Origin of the sequence: Ferruginibacter sp. (assembly GCF_028288465.1) — a bacterium.
GTDB lineage: Bacteria > Bacteroidota > Bacteroidia > Chitinophagales > Chitinophagaceae > Ferruginibacter.
The window spans coordinates 120,244-138,267 of the sequence record NZ_JAQBNR010000051.1 but is presented as its reverse complement, the minus strand read 5'-3'; the positions used below and the strand labels follow the sequence as shown (position 1 = coordinate 138,267).

General features: G+C 41.4%; 7 protein-coding genes. 6 read left to right on the top strand and 1 reads right to left on the bottom strand.

The features are described from left to right. The first annotated feature begins 39 nt into the window (after positions 1-39). The 3 genes from JWR61_RS20090 (at position 40) to JWR61_RS20080 (ending at position 2,397) form a co-directional block, all read left to right on the top strand. Complete coding sequence (locus JWR61_RS20090) at positions 40-537, top strand: DUF4440 domain-containing protein (protein ID WP_301929510.1); 498 nt, start codon at positions 40-42, stop codon at positions 535-537. A 154-nt stretch (positions 538-691) separates the two neighbouring features. Further along, a complete protein-coding gene (locus JWR61_RS20085) occupies positions 692-1,279 on the top strand; it encodes a hypothetical protein (protein WP_301929509.1) in 588 nt (195 codons plus the stop codon). Between the two features lie 137 nt (positions 1,280-1,416). Further along, positions 1,417-2,397, top strand: coding sequence for a YhcG family protein (locus tag JWR61_RS20080; protein ID WP_301929508.1), 981 nt, complete (start codon positions 1,417-1,419; stop codon positions 2,395-2,397). Positions 2,398-3,408: 1,011 nt separating this feature from the next. Here the strand turns inward: JWR61_RS20080 and JWR61_RS20075 are convergent. Continuing rightward, on the bottom strand, positions 3,409-5,547 hold the full coding sequence (locus JWR61_RS20075; protein ID WP_301929507.1) for a tetratricopeptide repeat-containing sensor histidine kinase: 2,139 nt from the start codon (positions 5,545-5,547) through the stop codon (positions 3,409-3,411). A 224-nt stretch (positions 5,548-5,771) separates the two neighbouring features. On the opposite strand from JWR61_RS20075, the gene JWR61_RS20070 reads away from it, so the two are divergent. From JWR61_RS20070 to JWR61_RS20060, 3 genes are all read left to right on the top strand, one after another. Next, a complete protein-coding gene (locus JWR61_RS20070; RefSeq protein ID WP_301929506.1) occupies positions 5,772-6,002 on the top strand; it encodes a hypothetical protein in 231 nt (76 codons plus the stop codon). A gap of 223 nt (positions 6,003-6,225) precedes the next feature. After that, positions 6,226-7,203: a caspase family protein gene (locus tag JWR61_RS20065; RefSeq protein WP_301929505.1), complete on the top strand. Its 978-nt coding sequence runs from the start codon at positions 6,226-6,228 to the stop codon at positions 7,201-7,203. A 1,165-nt stretch (positions 7,204-8,368) separates the two neighbouring features. Continuing rightward, positions 8,369-17,992 (top strand): LamG-like jellyroll fold domain-containing protein, encoded by a 9,624-nt coding sequence (locus JWR61_RS20060; RefSeq protein ID WP_301929504.1) that lies wholly within the window; start codon positions 8,369-8,371, stop codon positions 17,990-17,992. Positions 17,993-18,024: the final 32 nt, after the last annotated feature.

Below are 18,024 nucleotides of genomic sequence, written 5' to 3'. Positions count from 1 at the left end.
ACTTTAAAAGACATTTCGTTTTATTTAAAATATATTTTTATGACAAAGGCATATTTTTTTATCGCAGCATCAATAATTTGCTTTTATATTTCGTCTTGCAAATCGAATAATTCTGAAAAATTGCCAAATCTGGAAGCTGAAATTCAGGCTTTAGACAAACAATGGGCGAAGTCATTTATAGACAGTATCAATATGAAATTTTCAGAACAAATTGCAGCCGGTGATTCTTCTGCGTTAGCGTCTCATTATTGGCCAGATGCCGAATTATTGCTCGACAATAGCGAAGTTGTGAAGGGTAATGATATTCTCAATGCTTGGGGTTCTGCTATTCGGGCGGGAATCAAAGAAATGACGTTTTCAACCACAGATATCACCGCAAGCCCAGCGCTTATAATTGAAACGGGTAACTATGAAATGAAAAATGAAAAAAAATTATTAATCGACAGAGGTAAATATGTTGTCGTTTGGGAAAAGCGAAATGGTGATTGGAAATTGTATCGTGACATAGGGAGTACAAGTATGCCAGCTGCAAAATAAAATCTTTGTTACAGTTGTCACAACTACATTCCGGCGAACAGTTGTTAACTCGTACTTTTAAATTGTTATTGGGTGGACGTTCCGGTCTGACATAGCTGCAAATATCCCACCTGCAGTAACACTCGATCGTTGGTATCAATTGTAAACTGACTTCATGACTCCTAAACAAATCGAGAAACTTCAGAAAAAAATCACCGACATTAAGCGGAGACTTAGCGCGGAGAAAAGAAAGTTTGGTTGCTATGATGACAGTCGTGGGCTTCGTTACTTACCGGTAAAATATTTTATTCAACTTACCGACTATAAAGGCGGCTTGACCTATACCAAGTGGTTTGATAAAAACTTTCCAGACGATAGGGGGTTTCCCGACTTTTTATTCGAGTGGACCATCATTTTGTTTAAAACAGGTAAGACAAAGGAAGCCGAGAAGAAGGCATTTCAAACTTTTTGCAGCAATACTTACCTGTTTGACAAATATTTCGGAAGGCAAATCATTGCGATTGACAAATGGGAAGGCTCTAATCTGGAAATTCCAGATTTTACAAAACACTTTGACTACTCAAGAGAACAAAAAGAACTTGGTGATTTTACTAAATGGTTGGACACCTTCATTTCGACCGAGCACTTTATCAATAGAAGCACTAAGTATATCGATATACAAAAGCGTCTACAGACTGAACGTGACGGAGAAACCCGACACTATTTGGTTAAGGCAGCAAGCGAATTAGAACAATCATTATAACGTAAAACAACTGTTATCAACAGCGGGTTTGGCTAATGGAGCTTGACAATGAACAGTTTTGACTTGAACAGTGTAGACAATAAAAAAATGACAAGCAGGGTGAGATTTTTCTAAATTTGTTGCAAACTAGGAATTACATGGATAAGCGGTTTGTTGTCATTATTGAACTTATAAAACAATCCCGGGTTAATGCCATAAGAGCAGTTAATGCTGAATTGATAAACTTATACTGGAACATCGGCGAATATATTTGTAAAAGACTTGAACTTGCCGAATGGGGAGAATCGGTTGTTATTGAGTTAGCAAAATTCATCCAAAAAAATGAGCCTGAGATTAAAGGTTTTTCTGATAAAAATCTTTGGCGAATGAAGCAATTTTATGAAACTTATAAGGATTACCCAAAACTCTCAACACTGTTGAGGGAAATTAGCTGGTCTCATAATTTGGCTATTTTTTCAAGGTGCAAAACGGCAGAAGAACGTGAGTTTTATCTGAAGGTGGCAAAACAAGAGAATTACAGTTTCAGAGAACTGGACCGGCAGATTTCTGCAAGCCAATTTGAACGGACAATAATCGCTAATTCAAAACTCTCAACAATGTTGAGAGAAACCCGGCCTGATTTAACAAACACATTTAAAGATAGTTATGTATTTGATTTTCTGAATCTACCAGACCCTCACACAGAGAGCGACCTGCAGCGGGGCCTTATCAGGCAGATGAAAGATTTTATTCTTGAGTTAGGAAAAGATTTTCTTTTTATTGGTGAAGAATACAAATTGCAAGTTGGCAATAGTGACTTTTATACGGACCTATTATTTTATCATCGTGGCTTACAATGTTTAGTAGCGTTTGAACTAAAAGCGGACAAATTCAAACCTGATCACCTGGGTCAATTAAATTTTTACCTGGAAGCTTTAGACCGGGACGTAAAAAGACCAAATGAAAATCCTAGTATTGGAGTTTTGCTCTGCAAAGACAAAGACAGTGAAGTAGTTGAATATGCTTTGAGTAGAAGCCTTTCTCCGACCATGGTCTCAGAATATAAAACTCAACTTCCAGACAAAAAACTATTACAACAAAAGCTGCATGAATTATTTGACAAAGACGGTGAAGCTTAAGAGAGCTACTGCTGCTAACAAATGTATTTGCGAAAGCTGAAGTTGATGGATGCTGTGTTTCAGCAGTTTCATAGAGCCAATTTTAATTCTGACATTTTTCTTGCTTTGACTTCTTGCAATTTTGGTTACAAAATAAGTGCAACCGTTGGTAACACTATAATTATAGCAACTTGTTATTGTAGGTTTCGACGAAGCAAAATGTCTAAGAGTTAATGCAAAAACTGTTTCGGGCGGTAAAAAAAATGTCTCGTGTGAATAAGTGCGGAGATGACATGTTTGAGTGCGATCTTAATTTATAATAACAAACTTTATTTACCTTTACTAAAATTGATAGTTTTTTTGTTGTAAAAACGAGCCGGTGCGTAAAAAGGTGAGTTCTTCAATTTTAATTCATAAGATATTCAATCACAATATGGTAGCTAACGGAAATGACTCCCTGCAGCTCCACCTGAGGGGGAAACGGACAAGTTTCCCCCTTTTCGTCTATTATAAGCAGTTGCTTTTCCTTTAAAATACATGTGTTGCGGGAGAAGGCATCAGTTATGCCCCTCGTGCCAAGTTGATTTTTTAAAATCTTCGTAAGTTGTTCCATGCTCCGCCAGCAAGATACTGGACAATAATAGTTTGTGTGGCGCAGAGAAATGACTAGTTTTAAAGCGTACTCAAAAAGGCGGGCCTTGAACCCTGTTTATTATTCTTATTTTATTATTCCAGTTTAATTGACGCGTTATAAATGATAAAGAATATCACTTTTTTTTGTACCATGCTAACTGATTAATGATTTGTTGTCAATTTCACTCATCGTTGCAAGGGCTTTTGCATCCCACCAAGTCTAAGCACTTCTTCAAACTAGTAAACAACGGCACTGCCGGAATATCTTGCGCAAGTATCCCGCCAGTGAATGCGCTGTCGCGGTGGAGCAGGGATCACCCTCTGTAATCCTCAGCCAAATAAGCAATTGGTGTTATCAAGACTGCTCCTTTGTTTTTTATCAGTTTCATTTTTAATAATTCAAACTGGTATTGAAACAATAAACCCGCTCCCCTCACCATCTTTTGTTTCCACTTTCAACTCCCCCCCATGTGCTTTTACAATATCATAACTTAAGCTTAATCCTAGCCCTGTTCCCTGTCCGGAGGGTTTGGTGGTAAAGAAGGGTTGAAAAATTTTGTCTATTATGTTCCGTGGAATACCATTGCCATTGTCTGCAACTTTTATTTCCACCTTTCCATGCATCTTTTTTGTACTTATTGAAACGGTTGGTTCATAGTTTTCAATTCCTGATTTCTTTTTTTCATCTACAGCATAGAATGCATTTGTAATTAAATTTAAAATTACCCTGCCAATATCCTGTGGAATAATATTGATATTACCGATGCATTCGTCAAAATTTGTTTTTAATGCAACATTGAAAGATTTATCTTTTGCTCTTAACCCATGATAAGCAAGTCGTAAATATTCATCAGCCAGTTTATTGATATCAGTTGGTTCAATCGTAGCATTGCTGTTGCTACGGCTGTGCTGAAGCATTCCTTTTACGATATCGCCTGCCCGTTTACCATGGTGATTTATTTTTTCGAGGTTTTGTTTCAAATCCCCGGCTATTTCTTTTGCTTCCTGTATATTTCCTTTGTTAATTTCCTCGTTCATTTCATCGACCAGCTCGGCACTTACTTCACTAAAATTGTTGACAAAGTTTAAAGGATTTTGAATTTCGTGTGCAATGCCTGCGGTAAGTTCTCCAAGGCTCGCCATTTTTTCTGACTGAATTAACTGCGACTGCGCCGCCTTCAGTTTACTAAGCGTTTCTTCCGCCGTTAATTTCTGAGCGGCAATCACTTCGTTTTTGTGCTGCAGATCTTTATAAGTATGGTTAAGCCGGTTGCGGCTGCGGCTGATTACCCATAAAATAATTGCGAGGGAAAAGAGCGCCGCCAGTGCGGAAAAAATTAACCATTGTTGCTGCAGTGTTTTACGCTGAAACGCAATTTCTTTTTTTGAAAATTCGTAGCTGGTTTTTTCTATCGCTACTGCACGCTGACTTGCCAGGCTATTGAGGCTGTCTGAATTTGTTTTATATATCCTGTAATAGGCGATGGCTTTTATCCCATCACCCATGCCTTCATAAATGGAAGAAACTATTTCACTGGCATCTCTTATCAGCTGCACCTGGCCCATTTTTTCAGCTCTTTGCAGTGCCTCCAACCCATCAGCCAGCGCCTCTTTCAACATCCCCTGCCGGTTGTAGGCTTTTGCCAAACCAATTAAAGCATTGCAAATATGCGTGCCATTATCTTTTTGTTTTGAAAGCGCCAGTGCATTGTTAAAAAGGTAAACTGCTTTTTGCAAACTGTCTGTCGCGTAGTAAATTTCTGCAAGGGACAAGGAGGTAGTTAACAGCATTTCCTGGTCGTTAATTTGTAAGGCCAGCTTGTTCGCAATAGAAAGGTTATGCAGCGCCTTAACCTTGTCTTTCATTTGCAGGTTTGCTTCACCTATGCCGTTATAAGCGAGGCTCATGCTGCTGGTATCGAGCATGGCTTCTGCCACTTTAAGTTTCTTTTGATAATCATTTTCGGCTTCCACAAAATTACCCTGGTGAAAATGTACAATGGCTATGTTATTGAGTGTGGCACCAATCAATGCTTTGTTGTCGGAAGCTTCTGCGGTCTTAAGCGATTCATAAAATTTGCTCAGCGCCTCTGCATAATTACCCTGGTTAAGATGTATCATGCCAATCCGGTTCAGTACAAGTGGCAATACATCCCGGGGACTATTTTTTTGTGCAAGCAGCAACGCTTTTTCATAATAACCCAGCGCTTGTTTATAAATTCCTTTTGTTTGAAAAGCATCTCCCAGAATAATAAAGGTATTCGTTTCACCTTTAAAGTATCCGGCTGAATGGCTACGTTCGGCGTTGCCCGCAAGCAGGGCAATTGCACTGTCAGGATAGCTGTAAGAATAAATATAAGCGAGGTCGTTCAACGTATTTACATAAGCAGTATCAGACGGGTAGACCTGCCGCTTTTCAAACTGTTTCAATTTTTCTTTTAACTGAAAAACATCTGCATCATTTTGTGCTGTTACAAAAACCGGAGCACCCATTGCAATCAGTACAGCTAAAACTGTTATTTTAAATAATAACTTCATAACTAAAATTGGATGGGTACTGATGTAAAACTAATACTGATCAAACATTCTTTAAAACATATCATTCAAAACGCTTAAAATTGTTTTTCCTGAACCAGTATACAATTTGTATAGTGTCTGAAAAATAGAACAGCGGTTGATCTTACAGATGATAACCGGAATGACAAGATTTTTAATTGGGAATAATCAAAAAAAATGTTAGGTTTAACTATAAATATGAAGATATGGAAAATTCGATTGGTAATTTCTTAGAAAACACAACTGGCTTCGCTGAATCAGAAAACCAGCTTTTAGATTTTTTTCCTGACACTGTTAATTTAGCCGGCCCGGGTGATGAAGAAACAGATGAGGGTGAACCAGAAGTGAGTGACGAGGATGCTCCGCCACTTGACCCGACAATTGTTCATTCGCCGGTTCCACCGCAAACTGGTGGAAAACCGCCGCTGCAGCCCTAGGGGTTCTGTAGTTTGATTCATTTAATACTTCACATTTATTCTGTGGCGCAGCTATGCTTCACTGATAAGATTGCTATCGCTGTTTAATTCCTCCATTTATACGACGTTTTTTTATTACAAACAATTGCAGCTGATATTTTCTGATAGCAAACAAGCTGTTTATTTTTGCGGCGCCAACTGTTGTTATCAATTAATTTGGGTGCAGGTTTAAACACTATTTTTTATGAATAAAAAAACGATTTACCGCTTTGCCAGGCCTTTTAAAAATTACTTTGTAGGATTGATAATGCTTGTATGTTGCTTACCGGTGCATGCGGGCGGTTATAGCAATTACTTTGCATCCGGGGATGTTATCAAAAAGCATAAAAGCGATGACAAAGCCAGGCTGTTTTTAATAACAGTAATTGATTCAGATGATGAAATTATTGGACAAAGATGTGAAACAGACCTTGAAGAAATAACAGCCAGCTTTGAAGATTTTTCTTCGTGGCTTGATATGGTTACTCTAGTTCCAAAAGTAATTAAAGGCAAACAATATAGTAAAGCTGCAGTAAGCTATGCTATCAATATCTGGCTAAAATCAATGGCGCCAACCAAGGCAGATATCGTGGTATTTTATTTCAGCGGTCATGGATTTCGGTTTCAAAACGATACAAGTGTTTATCCCCGGATGTGGTTAAAAACACCCGATGATCAAAATACGGCCACTGCCAACCTGAGCCTGGAGGAAGATATATTTAACCCCATCGTAAAAATGGGAGCCGGCGTTAATATTGTTTTAAGCGATTGCTGCAATTCGGTTCCCGGAGCCAGGGCCGGTTCCGCAGAGAAGATGACCAAACGTAAACGACAACCGCCGAAACCCGATGAAATGGAAAATGACACGAAGGATTTTGATAACCTTTTTATGCCAGATAACCCGCTATCCATCATCGCTACGGCCTCAGACTCCACAGAACTTGCCGGCGGAACCCCAACAGAGGGGGGATTTTTTACGCATTTCTTTCTGGAAGCACTTGATGAAAGTATATACGATGACGAACTGCAGCCTACATGGGAAAGCATTCTGAATTTTACCAAAGACGAGGCCCGCAAGAAGGCCCTTGCCTCTGAGTGTCCGGAGAATAAGCACAATGAAAGTGGAAGATGTATTCAGATAGCAAAATATAGGATCCTGGAAGAAACAGCAACACCAAAATAAAAATTTCCCTGTGTTTTTACTTTTATAGGAATGCAGGAGTACCTGACGCAAGTACATCTTCAAACAACTAAACTTTTCCATTGTCGTAAGGTTTGCGTCAAGTTGCCGCGGTTTGAGGCGGTAGTCATTTATCTTTTGTTTTACCTTTTCACCGGATTGTTAAAATACAAAAGGCTTAACCTGGGTCATCGTTTATCCATTATTGAAGTTGGAATTTGCCTCATTAAATAAATAAAAAAATGAGACAATTATTCATCACTTCAAACATGTTGGCAATGGCAACAATGAGCAGCTTAAACGCACAAAATCAACAGTCAGATTTTTAAATAGTAAAAGCCTGCGAAGATCATTCAGCTGTTATAATGGAGCTAATTGATATAACCGGATTACAATCTAAGTCAATGAAGTTGAAGCAGATTACAAGAAAAACTCCAACGAAGCTAACAAGGTTCAGCTTGGTATTTTTTACCACGAACAGGTTTAAATCTTTTATTCTTTTCTGAAACAGTATATAAAAATATTCCGATTAAAAAAGAAGCATTACCCTCCCGGATAGCAGAGCCTCAATATGCCGCGTTGAATTATACCTGATTTCCGGCATTGCAAGCAAGTATGATCTTTTGTAAATGCAATGAAGGGATAAACTTGATTTTGAAAATAGCATATAATTCGGCCGTACAATTCTAACCAGCGGACGAATAATTTGTTTTTAAAACCGTCCTGCACGTGAGCAGTTTTAATTGAATCACCCCTGATAAATAATACCCTGCTTTGGGACAGTTTTAAGCCCTGTTCGTCCCTGCTGTTGTTGTTGTCTTGTCTACTAACAGTATTTTTATTCAGTCATTGTATAAAACTCCTTCAATAAGATATTGACCAGGCAATATACACTCAATGATATGAATGAATATTTCCAAAGATGCAGGCTGAAAACTCGCCTGTACCTGCACGTGAAATGAATATCAGGAAGTGCAAAAAAAGTAAAGCACTTTGTTGATACCTGACCGCCCCCTACTGAAAGCTCCGAAATTTACGTCTGCTTCCAACAAGAATTACTGTCACCATGTCTATTATCTGAGTGTTTGCCAGCCGCTATTATATGATAGCCTGAATACGCATAGCCAGATATACCCCTTTCTTTTAATCAAACCAAAATACACCCCCAATGAGCTTAGTATTTACAAACCACACACCGGCAGTACGTCAACACAGAGATGCAGCATGTAACAAGCGTATTGGCAAACTACTCAGAACAATGCTTTTGTTAAGCATCTTTTTTTGTACGTCGGTCACATTGGAAGCCCAAACTATGTGGGCGCAATCCAGAACTGGCGCTGCTTCTGCAGCTTCCCAATTCAAAGTGAGTTTTAATATCACCAATGGTTCCCTTCATATTGAAACGTTTGCGCACCACCCGGATTACTGGATGCAGGCGCTCAGCCACTACATGGCATACCTTCGAAGTGCAACGCTTTCATTCACAACGGACCGCGTTAACTGGACTCCTTTTTTTCAGTTTGGTAATAGTCAGAGCACGGTAGCCTATACCAACTTTTTGCCACCTTATAACCAGGTGTCGAATACCATACAGGTAGATAATGCACAGATACGATACATTGACCTGTACCTCGATAACAATATGAAAAATATTAAAGCCATAAAGATTGACTTTGAAATGTGGGGCGAAATTTGTTGCGGCAATCATGACTGGTATATTGGCTCTGATACAAAAGATATCGCCATTCCACAGTTTACGGCAATCAATACGCCGACAGTTGATTTTGCTACGGTTCAAAACAACGGCGTTTTTGAACCGAAAGCCATATTTAGCTATACCAAAACAAGCCTCGGTGACATTGACAGAATTAGCAATATGGTTATAAATGAGTCAAGTCCCCCACAAGACAAACGCCTGACAGGATACCTGCCGGTGGCTACCAGCGGCTCCAACCAACTGCCTGCATTGAACGTTGCAAAAAATTATTATTACCAGCAACTGGCGTATAACGAAAGGTGGTACAACAGTTCCATACCAGTTGCGGTACCTGCTTTTACCTTTCCAAAAACCGCGGCAGCTGCTTATGATCCTGTCGCTCAAAAAGTAACTTTTTCGTGGACCATCGACCCGGTAAGCGGAACCAATTTTATCAACGACAAATTTAAAATACAGGTGGCCAACAATGCCAATTTTACGGATGCAAGAGAAGTAAGTTATGATTATGATCCGGCCCAGGCATCGTTTAGTTATGTTGTTGATAACAACCTTTCACCGCAGATGTATTTCAGGGTGGCAAGGGCCCATACGGGCTTTAACTGGGAGCTTGCAAAACAGGCCACCACTGCCGTTGCTTTTACAACTATTCCTTTAACTGCTACCGCTGTTTTACAAAACAGCAAAACAGCCGTGCTTACATGGAACCCGTTGGCGACAGCCTGGTTGCCGGGATCAACATTTATTATCACCCGCATCAATAACACAGCAAAAACTCAAAGTGAAATACGACTTAATAAGGCTGATTTTGATAAGGGCACTTACAGCGATGTACAAATTTCTACCTGCAACAGTTATAATTATACCCTGCAGGTAGTACCGCCTGTTGGCTCCAGTTTCACTGCCTTTGCGCCGGTGCAGATACCCAATGAAATATTGCCAACCGAAATTGGTTCGCTTGTTAAACTGGACGTTTCAAAAGGATATTTTCCTGACAGAACGGAGCTGCGTTGGTCAACGAATGGCAGCTTTGATAACTTCATTATAAAACGTGCTGTTTATGGAACTACCAATTTTGTACAAATGGCAACAGTACCAGGTTCCACCAACAGTGAGTACCAAACCGATGATGCAAAAGGAACGCCCGGTGTGTATTATACGTACCAGGTAATAGGTGCTGTAAAATGTAACAACACAACCGTGTTCTCCAAAGAAACATTGGCTGGCGTTGGCTTCAGGAGCCCTACCGGCAATATATACGGCCGTATTACTTACGAAAACGGCCAGGCTGTTCAGGATGTATCCGTTCGGCTGCAAAGCAACGATCAGGTGCAGTTGGGTAAAAGTGTATACCTGAATGGAACAGCGAATAGTTACCTGCAACTGGATAGTACAACTGCGCCATTTTCCGACTCTTCCTTTACTATTGAAGCATGGATAAAGCCGGATGTTACCAACCCTGCCAACCAAACTATTTTTTACAGAAACAACCAGTATGCGCTGGGTTTTGACGCTGCGGGAAAATTATTCTTTTCTTACAAAGGAATCAGTGCAACAGGAACCTATAGCAACGCAGCTAATATATTTGTTCATGTTACCGGTATTCATACCAAAGATTCCTTGTTTATCATGCTGAACAATACGGTGATTGGTAAAATTGCGGCGCCCTACAGTGCATCGGTTCCCGACAAGAAAGTGTACATAGGCCGTGGCCTCACCACGCAACAATTCAAAGGATACATAGATGAAATGCGTATTTACAATATAGCCATTTCACAAGCTAATGCAATTAAAAACCAAACACGTTTGTTTAGTGGCGATGAAACCGGTCTGGCAGCGTACTGGCGGTTTGACGAGGCGATCAAAGACCAGTTTTATGACCTGTCGTTTCATGGAGAAAATTACAACAGAAATAACGGAACTATGAGCGTGGCTGATGTTACGCGGTCGGGTATTATACCGACCGCCGATCAGCTTGCACTGAAGTCATATACAGATCTTTCAGGCAATTATTTTATAGCCGGCATACCCTACACTGGCAATGGTACTACTTATACCATTGTACCGTTAAAAGGTACACACCAATTTGATCCGGTATCTGTTAACAGGCTCATCTCACCATCATCTACCCAATTTACGGTTGATTTTAAGGACAAGTCGTCCTTCGCCGTTTCCGGATTTGTGTATTATAAAAACAGCACCGTGCCGGTACCTGGCGTTCAGTTTAAAATTGACGGACAGTATGCGCAACAAAGCAACGGCACCATTTTAGAAACAGATGAAAATGGACGGTTCAGCATATTCGTGCCGGTCGGTACGCACGAAGTAAAAACGGTTAAAGCCAATCACGCATTTGCCAATGATGGAAAAGTTACCGATAAAGATGGTCACAATTTAAACTACCAGGATAATATCGCCGGACTTAGTTTGACAGATACCACCACCATTCGTTTTATAGGCAGGGTTGCCGGTGGAGCTATTCAACAGGATTTGCCGCTTGGTCATTCCGTTTCAGTCAACAACCTGGGCAAAGCTGTCAGCATAACCTTACTGTTACCTACGGGAAATAAGTATTCATTAAACACATCTCCGACAATCCGAACCGTTGCAGTCAATCACCTGTTGCCTTCAAATGTAACAGACTCATCAAAAATTCATAAAACAAAAGTTACCTACAATACCAACAGCATTGTTATCACTCCGGATTCTTTAACAGGTGAATTCGTGGCCGATCTTATCCCGGTAAAATTTATTGCTTCTGCAGTAAATGTTACTGGTTGGGGCGATATATTAAATGGTAAACCTGTGCTGCTGGACTTCATCGATAAATTCAGTGTGCAAAGCTCGGTCCGCCATTATGCTGATTCAACACTAAACAGTCAAAACGCCTACGATACAAATAACTATTTTGATAGCCTTACGTATAACGCATCGTATAAATTTATCAAACGCGTTACACCTTCGGTAGAAATTTTACAACAGGATAATAACGGTAAAGGCTTGCCGTATTTTGGTAACCTGGATTATGAATCCGTATCGCTTACGGGTCAGAAAGAGAACGTTGTTGTTGTGGATACCACGGGTACAGTAAAAGCCATCTATAATTTTGGAAACCCCGTGTTCATTCAAAATCAGCAATATACTTTCGGTGTCAAAGCTTTTGAGCAATATCCGTTTTATGCCAGTGTGGTAAATGGTGTGCCGGTGATACAGCAGGTTGGCGGCAAAAATGTGTTGGATAATGTACCTACAAGTGACGGTTTTGTATCTGTATTAAACAGGATACGCAATGGTACGGTGGCACCCGATACATTCAGGCTGGATGACAAAGGAATGGCCCAATATGTATTTACAGCAGGCGATCCAAGCCCCGCAACGCAGGGCATAAAAGATTTATCCACCAGTATTCGTTTTGGAGAAGCAACTACGATCAACTGGACATGGTTTGGTGATCCACAACTGAAAGGCTTTGTAATTGGAGGAAAATTGACAGGTACTGATTTTGTTACAGCGGGACCAGATAAAGTATTAATGGTGCTGCGTGATCCTCCGGGCTCCAAAAGTTTCTCTTATGCCGAAAAGGGATCTACCATTACTAATTCAACCACCTATAGCGGTAAGGTTGACCAGGTGGGCGACCTAGACCTGACTCAAAAACTGGGTGCTGAGCTTGTAACATTTACCGGCTTTGGCGTAGGAGTTATCAACTCCGCGGTAGCATCTACCGGTGCCAGTATTGGCATTCATCACGAAGAGCACTACTCCAACACCAGTACCAAAGAGTCATCCACCACACTTACAACAAAGTTTCAAACAAGTGATGACCCCTTATTTGTTGGTCCTGTAGCGGATGTATTTATTGGGTATTCAACCAACATAACTTACGGACAAAGCAATAACATCACCATCATTAAAAGAACTAACCTGAAGGCATCCGATATTTTATTGTTTCAGTCTTCACCCACCAGTACCTACATTGTTATTCAAAGGGCCGGGATTAATGTTGGTGAAACATTCGGAACCTTATTTGCCTTTCCACAACAGCATATTGAAAAGGTGTTGATTCCGAATCTTATCAATATAAGGAACATTGCGCTGTTACCGCTTGGCACTTCCTTAGCGGATGCCCAATCCCTGGCTGACAGCAAACAAAAACCAGTGTATATTTCTAAACTCGCTAATGACGATACCAATTTTGCCAAGTCAAACAATGATACGACCGCGTTTGGACCAACTGCCAAAACCGATGCGTTTGATAATGGAAAAAGCTACCGGATATTGTTTCCTGCGGGCTCGCAATACCGCACGGATACCATCATGATCCTGAACCAATATGTAGCCAACTGGGAAAAAAGAATGGCCGATAATGAAAAAGCAAAATTGGAATCTTCCCTGATTCAAAACTACTCTTTCCACGCGGGTAGCCCGATAGAATATTCAACCACTACCACCATCAACGAAACAAAAGAAAACGCTTTTAATTTTATTATTGCGTACCAGGGCGGTAATTCCAGCACTGTAAAAATTAATGGAATCGGAATGGAATTTAAATACACGGAGTCGATAGGAACCGACCAGGGAGGCAGTGTCGGCAGCAGCACGGAAACAAGTACAACATTGGGCTTTAACCTTATCTCCGAAGGCACCGATGATTATTTTAGTATCGATTTGAACAAAGCCGCCGATAACAGCCTCGTGTTTCATACCAAAGGTGGCGTGAGTGGCTGCCCTTATGAAGCGGCTACCATTTCCAAATATTATCAGCCGGGCACGTTAATCGATCAGCCTACACAACGCATTGAAGTACCGGTTTTGATAGTGGACAACCCGGTTGTAAATGATGTACCCTCCAGCCGCAAAGCCACTTACAACCTGACATTGCGCAACGAATCAGAAGCCAAACTGCCGGCAACATTTGTAATCGGCTATGTTGACAACGATTCAATAAAAGGCGCTACGATTGCAGTAGACGGCAGCCCGATAGGAGGCGCAGGCCGTGCGGTGTATTTACAATATGGTGAAAGCATCACTAAAGTATTGACCATAACAAGGGGCCCCAATGCTATGGATTATAACAACATCCAGATATTGCTGCATTCCAGTTGCCAGTACGATCCTACCGGCTACCGGTCGAACATTGCCGATACCGTGCTCGTTTCAGCACACTTTATTCCTTCCTGTTCGGATATCAATATCAAATCGCCTAAAGACAAATGGGTGCTTAATTCCGAGTCGCCGGTCAATGCGCAGGGCAGGCGTTATCTGCCGATTATCGTAGACCAGTTTGATGTGACCAACAGTTTGTTTGATCACATAGAATTGCAATACAAGCCCACGTCTTCCAGTACCTGGATCACGGCTATAAAGTTTTATTCGGATTCGGTTAAGATGAAAGCCGCACAGGGTGAGAAGCAATTCATCACCAACGCATCCGGCATCATTTATAATTTTGTAATGGATGATGGATCTTTCAACGACCAGAATTATGATGTGCAGGCGGTGAGTTATTGTAAAGTGGGTGCAGGTTTTGTTACCACGGAATCTAACCTCATCACCGGTATAAAAGATACGTATAACCCGCGTTTGTTTGGTACACCGCAACCGGCAGATGGCGTGTTAAGTGTAAACGACGATATAAGGCTGAACTTTAATGAAACAATTGCTGCCGGTCTTTTAACCAACAGCGACTTCCAGGTTACCGGCATCCGCAATGGCGTAAAAGGCGATCATGCAGTGAGTGTAAAATTGGATGGTGCCTCCAATTACCTCGGAACAGAATTTGAAAAATGTTTCACCGGAAAAAGCATCACCACTGAAATGTGGATACTTCCTTCAAAACAGGCCGACCAAACTTTATTCAGTCATGGTAGTGCCATTGAATCATTGGAACTGTCATTGACAGCCGACAATAAAATGCAGATTACGGTAGGTAGCACTGTAATAAAAAGTACTTCAGCCTACGACTATAAACCAGGCGAATGGGCACATGTGGCCATGGTATACAATGATAAGAGTAAAACCGTATCCGCGTTTTATAATTTTGTTGAGATGATACATGCTGCACCGGTGAATCCATATACCGGTACAGGGCACATCGAGTATGGCCGTAGTATCAGCAAGCAGAACAGTTACTTCTCCGGCAAGGTGCACGAGGCCAGGATATGGAATGATACACTCAATTCGATCAAACTTCAGGTGAATAGTTTAAGTATGTTATCGGGTGCTGAAAATTCATTGCTGGCATATTACCCGATGAATGAAGGAAAGGGTTTGGTTGCATTCGATAAGGCACATGGTTCCAACGCTGCACTGAATGGATTGTGGAGCACACCTGCCGGCAAAGCCATCAGCCTCAACGGTAACGGCTATGCGAAACTGAACACATCATTTGCACCCGTGCTGGCTGCCATGGATTATACGATAGAGCTGTGGTTTAAAGGCGATGCCACACAATCAAACAGCACGCTGGCCAGTAATGGTAAAGGCGATGGTACGGAGTTCGGCGGCTCGCTTAACCTGTTCAACCTTGGTTTTGAAAGCGGCCTGCTCACGTTCCAGAACAACGGATTTAAAATACAGGCCACTGGTAATTATCTTGATAACAGCTGGCATCATGTAGCGGTTGCAGTCAACCGAAATTCAGGCAGTGCGCAACTATTGGTAGATGGTGTGCTAAACCAGTTTTCTGACGCCAAAAACCTGGGAGGAATTGCAGCAGCTGTTACTTACCTGGGTGTTAGAACCTGGTACAGTGCAGATGCCACAACAGTACCAAAATTTGACCGCTATTTTAAAGGCTACATTGATGAATTCAGGATATGGAACACTTACATGAACCAAACACTGATATCAAAGAATAACAATGTACGTTTGATGGGTAACGAATTCGGACTGATGGCGTACTACCCGTTTGAGAATTATGAAATGTTCCAGGGCAATACCAGCCTGTATTTTTCACCGAAGGATTTAAAAGTACAGGAAGACGTGAATGCTGTTGTACCTGACGCAGTTTTGGTGAATGCTGTGGCCAGCGATGAGGCAGCACCAATGAAAGATCATGGCCCTGTTGCTAACCTCAACTTTGATTTTGTGGTGAACAACGATGCGCTCATCATTAATATGCAGGAGCCAAAACAATCGATCGATAAAACCGTCATCACATTTCAATCAAAGAATGTACGCGATATGAATGGCAACAAGATTTTATCGCCTGTTACCTGGACAGCTTATATAGATCAGAATCAACTGAAATGGAGCGATAAGGAAATCAACCTGGTGAAGGAAGTAAATGCGCCATTGAGTTTTGAAAGCCACCTGGTAAACAGTGGCGGAAGTTCACAACACTTTACATTGTCCAACCTGCCTTCCTGGCTGAAAGCAGATCCGCTTACCGGAACAGTTGATCCAAAGGGTAATCTGACTATTGACTTTACCGTAAATGACGGACTGAATATTGGCAGCTATGAAGAGATCATTTTCATGCGCAATGACAACAATGAAACAGAAGCGCTGAAATTAACCCTGCAGGTAAACGGCAAAAAACCAAATTGGGTTGTTAAGCCAGGCGACTACCAGTACAACATGAATGTGTATGGAAAAATAAGGCTCAACAATCTTTTCTCTATCAGCAAAGGCGATATGCTGGCTGCGTTCGTAAACGGCAAATGTGTAGGCGTTAGCAACAACACTTACAATGCATCCAGCAACTTGTGGTATGTATACCTTACCCTATTCAGCAATGACCTGGCAAACAACAACGTGGAATTCAGAATCTGGCAGTCAAGTACCAGCAAGACTTTCAGGGCTACGCCATCTACTATTGTCAACTTCGCCAGCAATGCCATTGTGGGTTCACCTTCCCTGCCTGTAATTTTTGATGGCAGCAGTATGTTGTACCAGGATATGGTCGTTAACGAAAACTGGAACTGGGTATCCTTTAACCTCAGCATACCAGTCAATACCCTGGTTGGCACAACCTTAGCCAATGGTTTGTGGACAAGCAATGACTTAATTAAGAATGACCTCACCGGATTCAGCAATTATACCAGCACAGGCTGGACCGGATCTTTAAAGAGCCTTGACAATATTTCACTCTTTAAATTAAAAGCCACCAATGCGCAGTTACTCACATTAAACGGCATACCGGTAAACGTTAGCACCACGGCCATACCATTGAAAGGAGCCCGCTGGAATTACATCAGTTACCTGCCGCAGGTGAATGCTACCATTAAAGAAGCATTGTCCGGGTATAAGGCACTTGACCAGGACGTTATTAAATCACAGACAGGGTTTGCTATGTACAGTGCACAAAACGGCTGGATCGGAAGCCTGAATTATCTTGAACCAGGCAAAGGTTACATGCTATATAGAACAAGGGTAAATGATACGGCCTTTTTCTACCCGTCAATCAGCGGAAGCCTTTCCGGAGGAAGACCGATAACAGGCGGCGGTATCGTAAATCCTGACCAAAGGCCTGTGCCGGGTAACTTCAGCAATGCCAATAACATGACCATTATTGCAACAGTGGCTGCCGACTTCGACTTCAGAAAGGGTGACAGCATCATAGCTTATGTAAATGGAGAGTTGCGTGGAAAGGCTAAGCCTATTCTTAATCCTGAGATAAACAAGTTCAGTTACTTCTTCAATATAGGTGGTGAATCTGAACAGCCATTGGTATTTATGGTAGAAAGGGGAGGAAGCATCATCGCACAATCCAGTACCATTGTCAATTACAATAACAACACCATCATGGGTACCTTGAACCGGCCATTGGAATTGCATTTTGTTAAACAGGCAGGTGCGGTCACCGTGTATCCAAATCCGTTCAACAACACAACCAACATCAGCATCAATTTAAGCGGATTGGCTGCTAATGAAAGTCATGAAATCCGGCTGTCGGTTGTTGATGTAACCGGAAGGGTGATTTTGACAAAACCGGTACAGAAAGTGTCAGGCACTGGTTACACAACCAACTGGAATGGAAGAAATGCGGGTGGCATGATGAGCAGCGCGGGAGTATATTTTATTCACACGATGATTGATGGTGTGCCGCATATTGATAAAGTGATTAAACAATAAATCAGCATTCATTTTGGTTTGCAGCAGCAACG